Annotated in this window: 11 protein-coding genes; 7 read left to right on the forward strand and 4 right to left on the reverse strand. The window is 53.2% G+C overall.

The genetic code is table 11. The annotated features are described in order from the left end of the window. The first annotated feature begins 92 nt into the window (after nt 1-92). The 3 genes from AABA21_RS04310 to AABA21_RS04320 all read left to right on the forward strand — a co-directional run bounded on the left by AABA21_RS04310 (nt 93) and on the right by AABA21_RS04320 (nt 2,911). A complete protein-coding gene (locus tag AABA21_RS04310; protein WP_338247759.1) occupies nt 93-1,112 on the forward strand; it encodes a helix-turn-helix domain-containing protein in 1,020 nt (339 codons plus the stop codon). Between the two features lie 147 nt (nt 1,113-1,259). Further along, nucleotides 1,260-1,787, forward strand: coding sequence for a nitroreductase family protein (locus tag AABA21_RS04315; RefSeq protein WP_338247760.1), 528 nt, complete (start codon nt 1,260-1,262; stop codon nt 1,785-1,787). A gap of 167 nt (nt 1,788-1,954) precedes the next feature. Continuing rightward, the gene (locus AABA21_RS04320; RefSeq protein ID WP_338247761.1) at nt 1,955-2,911 is read left to right on the forward strand and encodes an NAD-dependent epimerase/dehydratase family protein; all 957 of its coding nucleotides are present in this window, start codon (nt 1,955-1,957) and stop codon (nt 2,909-2,911) included. Between the two features lie 134 nt (nt 2,912-3,045). On the opposite strand, the gene AABA21_RS04325 is transcribed toward AABA21_RS04320, so the two are convergent. The 4 genes from AABA21_RS04325 to AABA21_RS04340 all read right to left on the reverse strand — a co-directional run bounded on the left by AABA21_RS04325 (nt 3,046) and on the right by AABA21_RS04340 (nt 11,643). Further along, on the reverse strand, nt 3,046-3,744 hold the full coding sequence (locus tag AABA21_RS04325) for an exonuclease/endonuclease/phosphatase family protein (protein ID WP_338247762.1): 699 nt from the start codon (nt 3,742-3,744) through the stop codon (nt 3,046-3,048). Nucleotides 3,745-3,843: 99 nt separating this feature from the next. Then, a complete protein-coding gene (locus tag AABA21_RS04330; protein WP_338247763.1) occupies nt 3,844-5,877 on the reverse strand; it encodes a radical SAM protein in 2,034 nt (677 codons plus the stop codon). 42 nt (nt 5,878-5,919) lie between these two features. Next, nucleotides 5,920-10,167 (reverse strand): hypothetical protein, encoded by a 4,248-nt coding sequence (locus tag AABA21_RS04335; RefSeq protein ID WP_338247764.1) that lies wholly within the window; start codon nt 10,165-10,167, stop codon nt 5,920-5,922. A gap of 411 nt (nt 10,168-10,578) precedes the next feature. Beyond that, the gene (locus tag AABA21_RS04340) at nt 10,579-11,643 is read right to left on the reverse strand and encodes a Gfo/Idh/MocA family protein (RefSeq protein ID WP_338247765.1); all 1,065 of its coding nucleotides are present in this window, start codon (nt 11,641-11,643) and stop codon (nt 10,579-10,581) included. 349 nt (nt 11,644-11,992) lie between these two features. On the opposite strand from AABA21_RS04340, the gene AABA21_RS04345 reads away from it, so the two are divergent. The 4 genes from AABA21_RS04345 (at nt 11,993) to AABA21_RS04360 (ending at nt 15,306) form a co-directional block, all read left to right on the forward strand. Beyond that, on the forward strand, nt 11,993-12,286 hold the full coding sequence (locus AABA21_RS04345; RefSeq protein WP_338247766.1) for a hypothetical protein: 294 nt from the start codon (nt 11,993-11,995) through the stop codon (nt 12,284-12,286). 307 nt (nt 12,287-12,593) lie between these two features. Beyond that, the gene (locus tag AABA21_RS04350; protein WP_338247767.1) at nt 12,594-13,295 is read left to right on the forward strand and encodes a type 1 glutamine amidotransferase domain-containing protein; all 702 of its coding nucleotides are present in this window, start codon (nt 12,594-12,596) and stop codon (nt 13,293-13,295) included. Between the two features lie 87 nt (nt 13,296-13,382). Next, nucleotides 13,383-14,759, forward strand: a complete 1,377-nt coding sequence (locus AABA21_RS04355) for an IS4 family transposase (protein ID WP_338247768.1) — start codon at nt 13,383-13,385, stop codon at nt 14,757-14,759. A gap of 40 nt (nt 14,760-14,799) precedes the next feature. Next, on the forward strand, nt 14,800-15,306 hold the full coding sequence (locus AABA21_RS04360; RefSeq protein WP_338247769.1) for a winged helix-turn-helix domain-containing protein: 507 nt from the start codon (nt 14,800-14,802) through the stop codon (nt 15,304-15,306). The last annotated feature ends 11 nt before the right edge of the window (nt 15,307-15,317 follow it).

The following is a 15,317-nucleotide window of genomic DNA, read 5'->3' on the forward strand; positions in this document are numbered from 1 at the left end:
CATCGGCACTGACAATGTGTCCCTGTGCAAATTTCTATGATAAAATACACACGCCTTTACCGCTGTAGTTTCGATGGAGCGAGTTCTTTGTCATGACGTCGAACCCACATACGCTTCCAGTTGTTCCTCTCAACACATGTTCTGATGTTCTCTGGAGAGACGCTCATGGCCTCATTGGCTATGAACCGCTGACTCCAAGAAATACCCTGACAGGGATGCACTTCGATGATATGTATACGTTGGAACTGGTCTGCCAGGGGATACAGGAAATCCATCTCGATGGTCTCTGGCGTCCTGTGCCTCCGTTTCACCTTGTCTGGACAAGCCCGAAGGTAGCACATGCCCATCGTATTTCAACCGAACTCGAAACCATCTTTACGCTCTTTCCGCCAGAGATGGTCGAACGGGTGTGGAAAGAACTCTCTGCAGACGCTCCGCTGCTGGTTCCACCTGCCGCTATTCTCCCTTGTCCTCCTCCATTACAACGTGAGCTTTCTCACCTTCTCCAGGAGGTCCGTAGCGGCGACCAAACGTCCGACTACATCATTTCCCTCCTTCTGCATCTTGTATTAGCTGAGTTTTTGCGCATTACCGGTCGACCACCCCTTCCCGTACCCTCTCTTGCCCTACCGCAATCACGACAAGAACCGATAAGTGATGAGATACAACAGGCCATTCGGCTCTTAGAAGAGGGTCATAGCCGCTCTTGCCTCTCCCTTGAATGCACCGCCCAAACAATTGGTCTGAGTTTTTTCTATTTTTCGCGTCGCTTTAAGCAAGAGGTTGGTACCACACCAGGTCATTACTTGCGTCAGCAACGTTTGAACCATGCGCTGCCGCTCCTCTTTAACACTATGCTGAGCCTGGAAGAGATCTCATACCAGAGTGGATTTGGTTCGGCTCGCCAGTTAGCAGAGGCGTGTAAAGCAGTCTTCGGACAATCTCCGTCGGCATTGCGTAAAAATCGCGGCTTCGTCTTTCTCTCTCCACCTTTCTCCGCCTCCGTACATGCGCTGCCGCCCCTTGATGGCCAAACCTCTGAGAGAGCGTCACAGGCACTCCTCGTTTCCTGCTCACCAAAAGAGCAAAAATCGGTAGGTGAAGAGCAATAAAACGCGCGCGCGCTTCCAGCAGAACAACTACAATTCGAAGGACCAATCTGGTCCTTCGAATTTTTTGATGACGGTAAGAATGGGCCTCAGGCATATCACTTTTACACAGATTAAATAGAACATGAAAGAAAAGAGGAAAAAAATACCATGCAAGAGACACATGGAAAAGCCCTGGTCGCAGACCTTATTCGCACACAGCGTGCAACACGTCAATACAGCCAGCAAGCGGTATCGGAAGCGGATATACAGACGATAGTGAACGCGGGACGACGTGCACAAAGTTCCAACAACCAACAGCCCTGGTATTTTGTCGTGGTTCGAGATCGCGAGACGCTGCAACGGTTAGCCGCGTGTGGAAAGTACGCGGATCATGTCCCTCATGCGGCTTTTGCTCTTGCGCTTATCAGCTCGGACGCAGGCGGTGCGGCCGACTTCGATCTGGGACAGGCCGCAGCGTATCTGCAACTGGCAGCGTGGGATCTCGGCATTGGCTCATGCATTACCTGGATGCATTTTTCAGAAAAAGCCAAAACGGTTCTCAATGTTCCCGCTGATCTAAACTTTCACGTGGTTCTCTCCTTTGGATATCCGGTACCACAGCAGAAACTTCAGTCTCCCAAGAAGGACGGGCGCAAGCCTTTTGATGAGGTAGTGCATTGGGAACGCTGGTTGTAGGAGCGCAAGACTTTCTATGGGTTGCCCTGCATTTCTAGAGAAATAGTCCCATTTGCGCCCATCGTGCTTGCTCTCCCACTTTCTTCTCTAATAGAGTACAAGAAGCAGCTCTCTTGAGAGAGGTGAAGGGATTGATCCAGGCGAACAGGCGAAGGAAGGAAAAAATCATGAAGGTTGTGATCATTGGTGGAAGTGGGCACGTTGGTACGTACCTGGTGCCACGGCTGGTGATGGCAGGACACGAGGTGATCAATATCAGTCGTAATAAAGCCACACCGTACCAACCGCATGCAGCGTGGGCTAAGGTCCAGACGGTGACGTTGGATCGGGCCAGCGAGGAGGCCGCTGGAGTCTTTGGGCAGCACGTACGCGATCTCCAACCGGACGTGGTGATCGATATGATCTGTTTTACGCTCGATAGTGCACGCCAGCTTGTCGAGGCGGTGCGTGGTCAGGTCCAGCATCTCCTCCTCTGTGGCACCATCTGGGTCCATGGACCCAGTGTTGAAGTACCGACGACAGAGACGCAACCACGTAGGCCGTTTGGAGAGTATGGCATTCAGAAGGCAGAGATCGAGGCGTATCTGCTTGGAGAAGCGCGACGAACGGGCTTTCCTGCCACGATCTTGCATCCGGGGCATATCGTCGGGCCAGGATGGGCACCGATAAACCCGGCCGGACATGCCACCCCGCACGTCTTTACCCAACTTGCTCATGGGGAGGAGTTAGCCTTGCCGAATCTGGGTTTGGAGACGGTGCATCACGTCCATGCCGATGATGTGGCACAAGCCTTTATGCAGGCGCTGGCGCATTGGAGCAATGCCGTCGGAGAGAGCTTCCATGTTGTCTCCCCAGCAGCCTTGACGTTGCGGGGCTATGCGGAAGCAATGGCGGCCTGGTTCGGTCAACCAGCACGACTGCGTTTTGTGCCATGGCCGGAGTGGCGCGAGACCGTGACCGAGGAGGAGGCCCGGCTAACCAGGGATCATATTACCCATAGTCCAAACTGTAGCATCGCGAAGGCGCAACGGCTGCTGGAGTATGCGCCGCGCTATCGCTCTCTGGAGGCGGTAGAGGAGGCGGTACGTTGGTTGATTGAGCACGGCGATGTGAAGGCACCATAATTCATAGATATCGAGGATCGAAGGGGAAAAGTGGAAAATAATGGGTTCCCTTGCATCTCGCGTGTGTTTGTCTGTACGGACAAGCACACGCGAGACGCTGGGTGGGGTGGATCAATTCTGCAGGTGGACGGTGGCTAGTACTCAACAATGATAGGGTAATGATCTGATCCATGTCCTCGCGGACTGGAACGTATACGATCCACAAAAACCCCACTTGTCACATTGCTAAGGACATAATCGTATTTTTTGTCTTTTTTCCGACCTATGTAGGTCGGATCCGAAGGTGCTTTAATCAGACCCACCAAATTGATACCTACCCGGGCCTGTATCAGGTCAAATGGCTCTACATTCAGATCCCCTACGACGAGCCAGGGGTTTGCGCCATATTCTTCATTGAGGGAACAGGCCAAAAAGGACACGGCTTTCGCTGCCGGGCCATTTTTTTGACCCCCTGAAGGGGCATGAAGCACAAACACATCGACACCGCCCACGTTTCCAACAAACCCCAGCGCCCGATCCGCGAGATTCGTAAAGTCATTGCCACCTTTAAATCCTGCCTGCTTGTATGTATCAGTTTTTTCTGGAATAAAGTAATCACCATTCAGAGGGTGATGCATAAGGTTGCTATCCAGACAGCCATAACAGAGTTGCGCATTACTGAAGCGACGATACGTCAGATTTTGATAGGGTGGAAACGTGCATTTGGTGGTAAGTTCACAAAACAAGAAATAATCAACCTTGAAACCTTTGAAAACGGTCTGGATCGCGTTCCTTCGATCCTGGTCTGAACCATCACTCAGGTGCCGTAAATTCCAAAAGCCAATTTTTGTCATCTTTCTCTTCTCCAGCAAACTATGACTATATGCGATATCGTGATGATGGTCAGTCTTGCGTTGATTCTTTTGGTGGTAGGGAGAGCCGTGCCGTTGCTGTTAGAACCGCCAGTGTGCGGCGCTGATGTTGTGGTTTACGATAGGCAAAGGAGAGCCCACGCGCGGCGTCCGGCGCCAGTGCGCCCCCCGATAGTGGATGGTTACTTTCCCGGCCGTGTAGTCGGTATCGTAAGCGAGCTTGATGATCCCTGTTTTTATCTCAGCGATCCCATGCAGCGCAGTCCACTCGACCGGCCAATCCAATACTTCAAGCAGCCAAGCCATTTCCTCCGTCATGCCTGCCTGTCGCCCCAGGGCAATCAGTGACTCGCTCAGGCGCAGACTCGCTTCACAGGTCGGCCCGCACGGCTGATAGTTGAGAAAGTTCAGACCAAGGGGGCGGAGCAGCACATTTATTGCGGGTGGACCGGATATCTCCACCATCTCCAGACTGGGGATTTCGCGATCGTCGGCTCCCGGCTGCCGGTTCAGTAAGTGCCAGTGAACGGGATCGCTATATCCGCTTTGTCTCAATTGCAGATGAGCATTCTGGCAACAGGGGGGAGCTCCCCGTAACGCATCCAGCTCCTCTCCGTTGCCTGCTTCCCACGCTTGCTGCCAGTGCGTACAGGCCCGTTCGCTGCCAACGATCATCCATTCGCGCCTCCCCCTTGGAGGGCCTGAAACTAACCTCGTGTGGAGTCCCTGAGCGGCGGCAAAATTGTGACAGGCAAGGACCTCGGCTGGAGCAACACTAATCAATGCGCTCGGCAGGATCTGCTTGCTTACGGCCAGAATACCTAGCCGGGCCAGCGCGGCGCGTATCGCCTCCAGGCGCGGTTGCCATTGGATCCGCTGGACCTCACCTACAAAAGCTGCACGCACAAAGGATGGCATCTGCACAGTGCCGTGCTCCATGTCCGTGTTGGATCGCTCGCCTGCCAGCAGATCGCGCAGAGCGACGTGCATGGGTACATTGCGCCCTCTGGCCCAGTACGCCAGCATGTGCTGTTCCAATGCCGGACGTAAGGGATGGATGGAGAGTGGCATACGCTTTTGTTGGCACAGCTTCTCCTCGAGATGGCGAAAGACGCTTTTCCATACTCCGCATAGTTCAGAACGGTTGCGCCAGTCTCCTTGCCGCGCGGTTCCAGGGCACTGTCCTTTGCACATCATAAAGAAGCGGCACCCCAGGCAACCGCCATCGTCCTGCGGCGTCTGGTAGAGCGCGATAGAACGTTGGTAACCGGGGTGTTCTGCTTTGACGAAGTCGATCCCGTCTTTGTTTGTGCGTCCACAATTGCTGGACTGGCCGTTGCCCTCTACCCCATGCACAGCTTCGGTAGTATACGGATCGCAGGCCTGCCAGACGCAGGAAACATGCTGATCCTGTCCCAACAGGCTGTTCTCCATCTCATCCAACACGTCGAAGCGCAGATATTGAAGTTCTGCCTGCAACTCTGCGAAGCTTAGCAGGGCGTGTACATTCTCCTCATCGTTTAAACTGTAGGCCTGGCGGATGTGCTCGTTCTCAGCCTCCAGCAGGTGCAGGCGCATAGAGCGTATCCCCAGCTTATCCATCTGGCGTACCCAGTCCAGTAACCGTGGGAGCCGATCCGCCACGGCATTGACGCGGTGCAGCGTCACGATCAGTCCAGGATGGAGCCGCTCACGGCAGAGCCGCTCAATGTTTGACTGCGCGATCTGCGTATTGTGACGCGTTTTGTCAAGGTCCACATGCCAGCGCAGATCGTTGAGCTCACCGGGTCCATCAATGGAAACGCCGATATGGACGTTATATTTTTTGAACAGGCGTATATGTTCTGGGCTAAGCAGGATGCCGTTGGTCTGGATGCCGCTCCGGCCATACTCTTGCATGCCCCAGCGTAACAGTTCCTCAAGATCATCAAGTGGTAGCAATAGGGGCTCGCCACCAAAAAGGGTGAAGGGGCCTCCCTCTCTGGCAACCGCCTGCTTCATCAAGTCCATGTGGTAGGACTGCCGAAAGTTGCCCGCTTCCCGCTGTGGATTCTGATAACAATACTGGCAGGCGATATTGCAGGCAACCCCGAAGGGTCGTAACTCTACAGTCATATCTTTGATGTCCCCCAATCGTTTGCGGCTATCATGCTGCAGTCAGGCCTGCACATCTATGTGCGAGCTCGTGTCTCCATGTGGCGGTGTGGTGCTATCCACATGTTGCGTACTGGTATCACTGTGTGGAGTTGTCACCTGGTCAGCGTGCGGATTGCTATCTCCATGCGGCGTCGTTGTTTGATCGGCGTGCGGATTGCTATCTCCATGCGGCGTAATATTCTGGTCGGCATGTCCAAACGCCGTGTTAAAGTCGGTATGCGTCCCCGGAAAATCCGCATGCGAGGTGCTATCGATATGAGATCTCGGCACATCAATGTGGTTGGTTGTGTCAACATGCACCAGGGGAATATCAAGATGGGTGCTCGCCGTGTCTATGTGGGGACCGGCTGGCGTATCGATGTGGCCGGTGTTGACATCGGCATGCGTGTTGGTAAAAACCTCCTGGATCGCCCTGCCAATGTCTGCACTCTGAAATCCCAAACGCCTCAGCGCGTTCACAGCATCGTTGGCGGTGCTGCCTGCTCCCTTTAGCGCTTCAGTGATGCTCTGGATACCATAACCAAGGATCTGCTGGGTTTTGGCGGCGATCTCGTCGGCCGATAGCTGATAGACACTTGAAAGTATCTGCCCAACCTGCCCGGCCTCCTGACCGGCCCCCTGAATCACGCCAGTATGAACCCACGTCAGCCACTGATCGGGATTCTTCAAGCTTTTCGAGATGATATCGCTCACCTGGCTCCAGATGGTATCTCCGATGTTTTGTAAGACCGTGCTGTTTGCGTCCAGGGTGAGTGTCGGAATGGTGCCCTGAATACCCTGGAAGGCAAAGCCACCCTGCAGGGTAGCGGAAGCCATTCCCGCCTTATAGCTGACGGTGAGCGATCCGTTGACATCGACATTCACCTGGATATTGCCCAATTGACCAAGGTCAAGCGAACGACGAATACCAACAACAACGCTCCCACCGGCATCCAGGTCTGGAGTGCTATCAATGGTGCCATGCAGTTCGACATGCAGAAGTGGGTTGACCTGTTCGGAAACATCAAAGGTCAGCCCATGCTCGTTAATGAGCAGATAGATGCTGGCAATGTCAGTCCCCAGCACGCGCAGGATTCCTGTAATGAGAAAGTGCGGGTCGCGCAATCGGGGATCGGTTAGATTTGGCTGACTATACGTGGCCAGCGAAAACTGGGGACCGCCTTGATCACTGGCACCGCTGATCGAAAAGAAATCTTTGCTCAACAGTACAATAGGGGCAAGCTTGACGTCTGCCACAATCCCCTGATTGGCGCTGATCTCGATCTTGATCTGCGCCTGAATGAGCAGGAAATCAATCTCAGCCACAACGTTAAAGCCCTGGGGATACTGGATAGAGCCGATGAAGGTCGTTTCTGGCACGACATAGAGTTGGGGCTGAAGCGCGACGGCGATATTACTCCCCAGCAACATCAGGCTATAGTGCTGCATGGTGGAGAGAGCTGTAAGATGCCAGCTAGATCCCTTTTCATTTATCACCAGCAGCACGCGATCGCTGGTGGCCGGAATGGTGACGCTGCCATATTGCTTGAAAGCGTGAGAGATCGTGCCCAGGTCGCGGTTGTCCAATGAGGTACCCACCGATGCGGGCATCTGAAATGCGGCCAACTCTTTCAGTCCCACCAGATTCAGTACGGTCTCCAGGCCCGAGGGAATATTTTGCTGACCGGCCAGCGTCCTGGCGATGTTTAGCAATGTCACATTGCTGATGGCTCCCGCTACCAGGCTCTTTGCGGGATCGGTGGAGTCGAAGAAAAGCGCCAGGCTGCTATCGAAGTCGCGAATGTCCAGCGTGGCTGCGATGCCTAGACTCGGTATTCCTTCGAAGTCCAGGCCGATGATCAGCGCCAGGTTACTGAGCTGAATAGTATCAAACTGAATGGTTCCCAGGACTGTACCTGAAATAAGGACACCATCCTCCAGCACGACGGCGGTAACATCAAACTCCAATGGCTGCCCTTGTACCTGCGTTTTGACGATCGCGGTCAAGAAAGCACCGACGTCGCTGCCCTGCAAAAGACCACCAAGCTCCCCGACAAGTGTGGTCCCCTTCTGAATCTCTTCATCGACGGACAGGAAAAGTTTGGAGTTGGTGGTAGGGTCAGGCAGGCTCACCGCGATGGTGATGCCAACCGTCCCATCCAGGCGGATACCAAGATAGCTGGCCAGCGCTTTAAAGCCCGCGCTGTTTGTGGTGGAGAGTTGCGCATAGATATTTAAACCACGTACCAGGCCATTGGCCTGGGGTGGTAATGTAATATTTTTTGTGCCCAGCGATGGCTGGTTAAAGTGCGCGGTATCGGGGAACTGAAAGCCCGTCTGCCCTCCCAGAGAAGTGACGACGAGCAGAAGTGTATCAAGTCCAACAAACGATTCGAATGCGGCCAGTATTTCGAGCCCAGGCAACCTGGCAATATTACCGGTTGCCAGATCTACACCAAGCGCGAAACCCCATTGTCCCTGCTTCTGGACCGTAAATGCCAGCAGGCCCAGATCTGGAAGGTCGGTGGCCACGCTAAATGTCAGGCCACCTGCCTGCTGTTCGATCAACACGTAGGACTGCTTGAGATCGAGGTCAAATGCCGCAGGCAGTGAGAGCTCCATCTCGTTGAACAACGCGATCAAGGAGGACAGTTTGAAATCTGGGAGATCCGCGCGAATGAAGAAGCCACCCGGAAGGGTATAACTGGTCGTGAGTTCAACAAGATCCTGGCCAAGCACGAGGACGCCGTTAAAAGTTCCCTGTGCGCTGCTTGACTCCTGTTTGGTCAGTGCCAGGCGCACGTCAGCAATTGAGAGAGCAGTGGGGCCTAGATCCAGTGTCCAGGGTGGATCGTCATCTATTCTGGCTGTGAATGAGTATTCGACCCCTGGCGTTACCACAAGCTGCAGTTCACTCACCGCCAGACCGGGAGGCGCCGGCAGCTCTGGCACATATTGCTTGAAGAAGTCTGCCAGGGGCAGGGTGTCACCATCCTGAAGCTCCGCCCACACTGTGAAATCCGGAAGTTGGGTGGCGATATCCAGTTGCGTGCCCGCTACATCTACATTCCCCTCCACAATCACGGAAGCCGTGCGACCCCCACTCACAAAGGGACTGTTAATAATAAAGCTGGCGGCGATGCTCTCTACGGTCAGACCCGAGAAGATCGTCCACTGTAGCTTCGGCATGCCAACGGTAACAGAGACATAGTCTACCGCCTCGGCGGCAACGCTATCGGACAAACCAATTGCCGCGCGCTCCAGACTGAGTCCCCCGGACTGATTGAGTAGATTTTTGATCTCATCTGGCAGCAGATCAAAGAGATCATTGCCGTTGGCAAGATCCACCAACTGGGTAAGATTACTCAGATCAGCGCCTTGGAAATACGCCACAATCGGCACATAGGCATAGCCCCGCGTTAGCTCGGCGACAACATCTGCGGCAAGAGCCGCGCTGGGAATCTCCAGGCTACCACGCACAGCCGTCACTGGCTGATAGCTCTCATTCGCCATCAACCAAGCATTGGTGAGCGGCGTATAGATGATTAAGGATGTCTTCTCTAGCTTCAGCTTTGAAATAGTCAGGTCAATGCCTAACCCGGCCTGCAAAAGAATGCCGGGTACAGACCACTGAGTCTGCCAGGGATACGTCTGAATGGGAAGGACAGGCGTAATCTGATTGGGAGTCGGTACAGTAATCAAACCATAGAGCGTTACCTTCTGATCTCCGCCCAGCAGCGTGTCGAAGAGGCCTAGCAATCCCTGGGGCTTGAGCGTGCCGATGAAGTTGAGGCCTGGCATCAGGGGTGCCGCGCTCACCTCATCCATACCGGACTGTGTAGTGAATACAAAAGAGGCATTCGAAAGCTGCAGTTCATCGAGCAGGTTACGTTGAGGCTGAGTCAGACTCTTGCTATAGTCCAGAAAGAGTGGTAGATCGGGGAAACTGGTGCTAAAATGCCACGCATTCGGCCCGGGTATGTCTCCAATCAGGTTGAAACGAAGTTCTGCTACCGGGGTGCCACTGGCATCAATGCGAAATACAGCCCTCACTTCGAGGGGAGTCGCCACACGCATAAACGCCGAGGAACCGGTAATCGTCACGGTATCAGACGTGGTTTGCTTCAGGGCGTTGGAAATAATCAATGTCACATCAGCATTGTAAGCGCTCAAAAAGGGTTGCAGAGAAAGGCCTGGAATCGTATCCGCGGTGAGCGTCAACTTCCCATCCACGATAGATAGAGCTTGATCTAAAGTCTGTATGTCCAAAATAAACTCCTCATGAAGATAGCACTTACCTGGAAAAAGCTACAGATTTAGACACATCAAAAAACAACGATGAGAGTATATTGATTCCTTCCAGTACTCAATCACGAATTAGCTCATGAATACAGTGTACCACAAAAAGTGTTTTAGCAGCATAAGTATTCTGGGATATATAACAAGATCAGGTGATTCACACCGCCAAACTCGATCTGACCTACACCGGGCGCACCAGAACGCCTGCTCGAAAAGCTCGGCTTTCAGGAAGAGGGACGCCTCCGCGATCGTCAATATGTCAATAACCAGTTCGTTGACGAAATAATATTTGCACTCATCAATACCAACAACGTGGACGGATAACTTTTCCCCTGATGGCCTGGACAATGAACCAAAATGACTGAGCCATTGTGCCTCTCCTCAAAGCTTTCGGCCATCACGACCACCACCACTGCCTGCATATGGCTGACCTGGTTCCCAATTGGTTGGCGCGGGTGGAATGAATTGGTCAACAGGAAACGTCACCTGGCAGTGACGCTGGCTTGACAGATACGCCCCTTCACAGAGCTCCAACGCCATCAGTGAGCTCTCCGGAATGGCATAGTCAAGCTCTTCACGCTCGATCATATCCACCAGAGACTCTAAATAGCGTTGATGGCCAGAAACAGCGAATTCTCCAGGTATGATACGCTGACCCTCGGGAAACTGCTTATTCTGTAAGATATAGCCATTCTCCCACCCCCAGAATTCGATCTGACCCTCAGTACCAATCAGACGGAAGAGCGTCTCTTTTCCTTCGCGGTTGACATGGATGTCATCACCGGTATTCATTACGACCCTGATGCCACTTTGTGTCTGAGCATAGGTAACCGCTATCGTCTCGACCTGCATCCCATCGCGGTAGGTACGCGTACTGGCATCGCAGATCGCCATCACATACGCGAGAGGTTCATTCTGAGTCAGAACGACGAAGTAGTTGAGCCAATGAATGCCTGCATTAATAATATCCCACTTTGTACACTGAATCTCGACCAGCTTCAATTGGCCGATCTCGCCATTGTGCACCCTGGCGGTAATTTCGAGAGAATGTCTGCGTGTATGTAAATTATGTGGTACGACCATTGGCAGATGCCGAGCCTTGATGGCCTCCAGTATTCTCCGGCCAGAGGCTACCGTATGCCCAAGCGGTTTCTCTACCAGGATGCCTTTGAGCGGCAAGGCCAGAGCGTCCAGGGTAATCTCTTCGTGGCTCGATGCATACGTGCTGATGCAGACCACATCGGTCGGGCAGGCTGAGAACATTTCGTGATGGCTCGTGAAGGTACGTATACCTGGAAACTCTTGCATCAGACGCGTACACACTTCCGGGCGCAGATCAGTAGCAGCCACCAGTTCAAATCGCTCTGAACGCGCCAGTGCCTGCATACTCAAATGTCCTCCCACACCTCCTCCAATAACGCTCGCGGTCAATTTTCCATCAGGCATTGAACACTCCTTACTCTCAAGTTTCAAAAATTTTAGAAACACGCTGTGCTCGATGAGCTTGCATTTTTCTTTCTTTTACTCTATTGACGGATGAGTATATAAAGGATACAATTCAACGGCGTATTGGTAAATATGGTAAGGAAACCTTATGACTATTTTTGATCTCCGCAAGAGGCATATTCGTGACGCACGACCTCCCCTGTTTTTCCGCCGAAATACGATGCAACACCATGCCGATGAGACATCAAACCTTCTGTATGAAGAGAGAAACAATATCATTATATTTCTATTTTCACATAAAAGCTCAATAGCATTTTTACGGACTGCGTAGAGAAATGGAAAAGCGACGATGACAAGTTTTCTTGAGACCGGTGCCATTGTCCTGACAATGGCAGATCTGATCGCGATACTTGGTGCATGTGTCTTTGGAGCCATCGCCTTGCTCCATCACTTCAACCATGATAGAAGCAACGCAACGTTCCACCATACTGAATTAGCGAAGCTCTGTGCACTCTTGTCCTGCGCACTCTCTCTGGCCGTGATGCTGTGCTGGGGATATTACGCCTCATCCTACCTTCATGATTATTTGCAATCATGCCACTCGCTCTTTAACTGCTCATCGCCATCGCAGCCAATAAACTAAATACACTATAAGAACTAATCGGCACACATACGCGTCATGCACACCATTGCCCACACCACAACACCATGAAATTGCCTCACGTTCACACTGAGCCTGCTCCTCGTTCACCTGGAACACCACCCCCGTTTCGAGTTACATTGAGAGTTCGCGTTGCACATTCCTCTGGCAGCCTTCATAGGCCATGCAGAAGCATGAGTGAAGGATGTGGTAGAGTTACATCCCGTTCATGGCAAACGTGAAACGTGTGGTGGAGGAAAGCGGGGAATGCACGATTGTTCTCTCAAGCGAAAAGAGAAGGAGAATTGCAATGAAGGTTTTGATGGTCCTTACCTCCCATGATCAGCTCGGCAACACGGGTAAGAAGACTGGTTTCTGGCTGGAAGAGTTTGCCGCCCCCTATTATGTCCTGAAAGATGCTGGCGTCACCATAACGCTTGCCTCACCAAAGGGCGGGCAGCCACCACTCGATCCGAAAAGCGACCAGCCCGAATTCCAGACGGATTTGACGAGGCGCTTCCACACCGATGCTGCGGCAGCGGCAGAACTTGCCCATACCAGCAAGCTCGCCGATATAGCGGCGAACGATTTTGACGCCGTTTTCTATCCCGGCGGCCATGGTCCGATGTGGGATATGCCAGACAACCCCCACTCCATCGCGATCATTGAGGCCCTGGTGAAGGCCGATAAGCCGGTTGCAGCCGTTTGTCACGCACCAGTCGCATTCATCAATGTCCATGATGCCCATGGTCAGTTCCTCATCAAAGGCAAGCATGTGACAGGATTTACCAATGAGGAAGAGGCAGCGATGGGCCTGACCACAGTCGTCCCATTTCTGCTCGAGGATAAGCTCAAGGAGAGAGGTGGCATCTATAGCAAAGCCGAACCTTTTGTGCCTTATGTGCAAACCGATGGCAAACTGGTAACCGGTCAGAGTCCAGCATCTTCGGGTCCTGCGGCGAAAGCATTATTGCAGGTACTTCGCTCAACTCGATCCAGAGCGATGGCCTGAAGCTCCCCGCGCTAAAACGCTGACACTTACACAGAAATTGTGACGTGCTGCAAAGGAAAGGCCAGAACAAGCAAAGGAAGAAGACATATGGAACAAGCACCCTTGCAACATGCCGACACATGGGCGGTTGAGACCTTTGGAGCAGCAGAATTGGGAGATCCGCGTCGTACTGATCGTTTGATGAAGATTGCTCATGCCCTGGCAGAGAGGCCATCGGCCTCATTGCCTCGCGCTTTAGAGACCTGGGGGGAAACGCAGGGGGGATATCGTTTCCTGAGCAACCCTGCATTCGGGTACGAAGATCTCTTGCTCCCTCACTGGAGTCAAACGTACTACGCGGCGACCCAGTGTGCTCGTACGCTCCTGTTGGCTGACATCACCGAGTTTGATTTCACCAGGCATAACGCACTCAAAGGTCGGGGACCGGTGGGCAACAGTCGTGAGAATATCGGTTTCAGTTTGCACACCGTGCTTGCGATGGACCCACAAACCCAGGCGATCTTAGGATGTATGATGCTCTCACCTTTCATTCGTCAGCTTGCCCCTCTGGGGGAAACAAAGGCGGAGCGCAAAAAGCGGGAGCGAGAATCGCAGGTCTGGGAAGAGAGTATCCAACAGATCGGACGGGTTCCTGAGCGCCACCAATGGATCTACGTAAGCGACAGCAATAGCGATGTCTACACGTTTTGGCAGACGTGCGAGGATCTTGGGTATGACTTCGTGTTGCGAGTGGCTCAGGATCGCAATGTCGAGATTGTTCAAGAGGATGGACAAGTTGAGCTTGACGAAGGGCATCTCAAGTCCCTGGCTCGTGCCCTTCCTAGCGTGGATGCTCATCTGGTGAACATTCCTGCCCAGCATACCCAGCCCAGACGAGAAGCCCTTTTACAGATCAATTTTCAGCAGGTACGTGTCCAGCCTCCTCTGCACGGAGCCTGGTTACGCAAAACGGAGATTGTCGCCTGGATCGTGCGGGTCTGGGAATCCCAGCCACCTGAAGGACAAGAGCCGTTGGAATGGATCTTGTTGACCACGCTGCCAATCACTTGCCCAAGCGAAGCGTGGGAGGTGGGACGATGGTATGGCTGGCGCTGGTTGCTGGAGGATTTTCACAAGGCCCTCAAAACTGGCTGCCGAATGGAACACCACAACCTACAAAGCATCGAGGCCCAATGGAAATTGCTTGCGCTGCTGACTCCCATTGCCTTGCGTTTGTTGATCATTCGGCAAACGGCACAGCAGGCGGGGGAAAGTCCAGCGACTGACGTGGTTTCGCAGAATGCTATCCAGGTTATTATCTTGTTGGATAAACGCCATCGCAGTATCACTACGGTCCAAGAATTGTGGCACGCTATTGCGCGCCTGGGAGGCTACCTCGACCGCAAAAGCGATGGTCCACCTGGATGGCAGACGTTATGGAAAGGATGGATGCGGGTCATGGACGTCTTATTGACCTCAGCATGAGGTTCTAAAGTCGTCCATCCTCAAACCGATACAAGGAGGTATGAGCAAGAAAGAACAACATCCCAGCGATTGGCGTGAATGGCGACGACTGCGCGCTTGGCACCTGTATAAGCAGGGCTGGAGACAGAAAGACATCGCCGTTGCCCTTGGAGTAACCGAAGGAGCGGTGAGTCAGTGGATGAGCCGAGCCAGGAAAGAGGGCTCGGAGTCCTTGCGACACCAACCGCCACCCGGTCCTCAGCCCAAACTGACCGAAGAACAGCGAGCCCAGTTGCCTGATCTGTTGGCCAAGGGGGCCGAGCACTATGGGTTCCGCGGCCAAGTATGGACAACGGCCCGAGTAGCAGTGCTCATCAAGCAGCACTTTGGGGTCAGCTATCATCCTGCCCATTGCAGTCGCCTCCTGCGGAGCCTCAGGCACAGTGTCCAAAAACCGGAGGAACACGCCAGCCAACGCAATGAAGAGGCCATTAACGCCTGGACAGACGAGCGCTGGCCTGCACTTAAAAAAAAGCCGAGCACGAACAGCGGCAGATCGTCTTTGTAGACGAGTCGGGC

This window comes from Dictyobacter halimunensis (assembly GCF_036245075.1).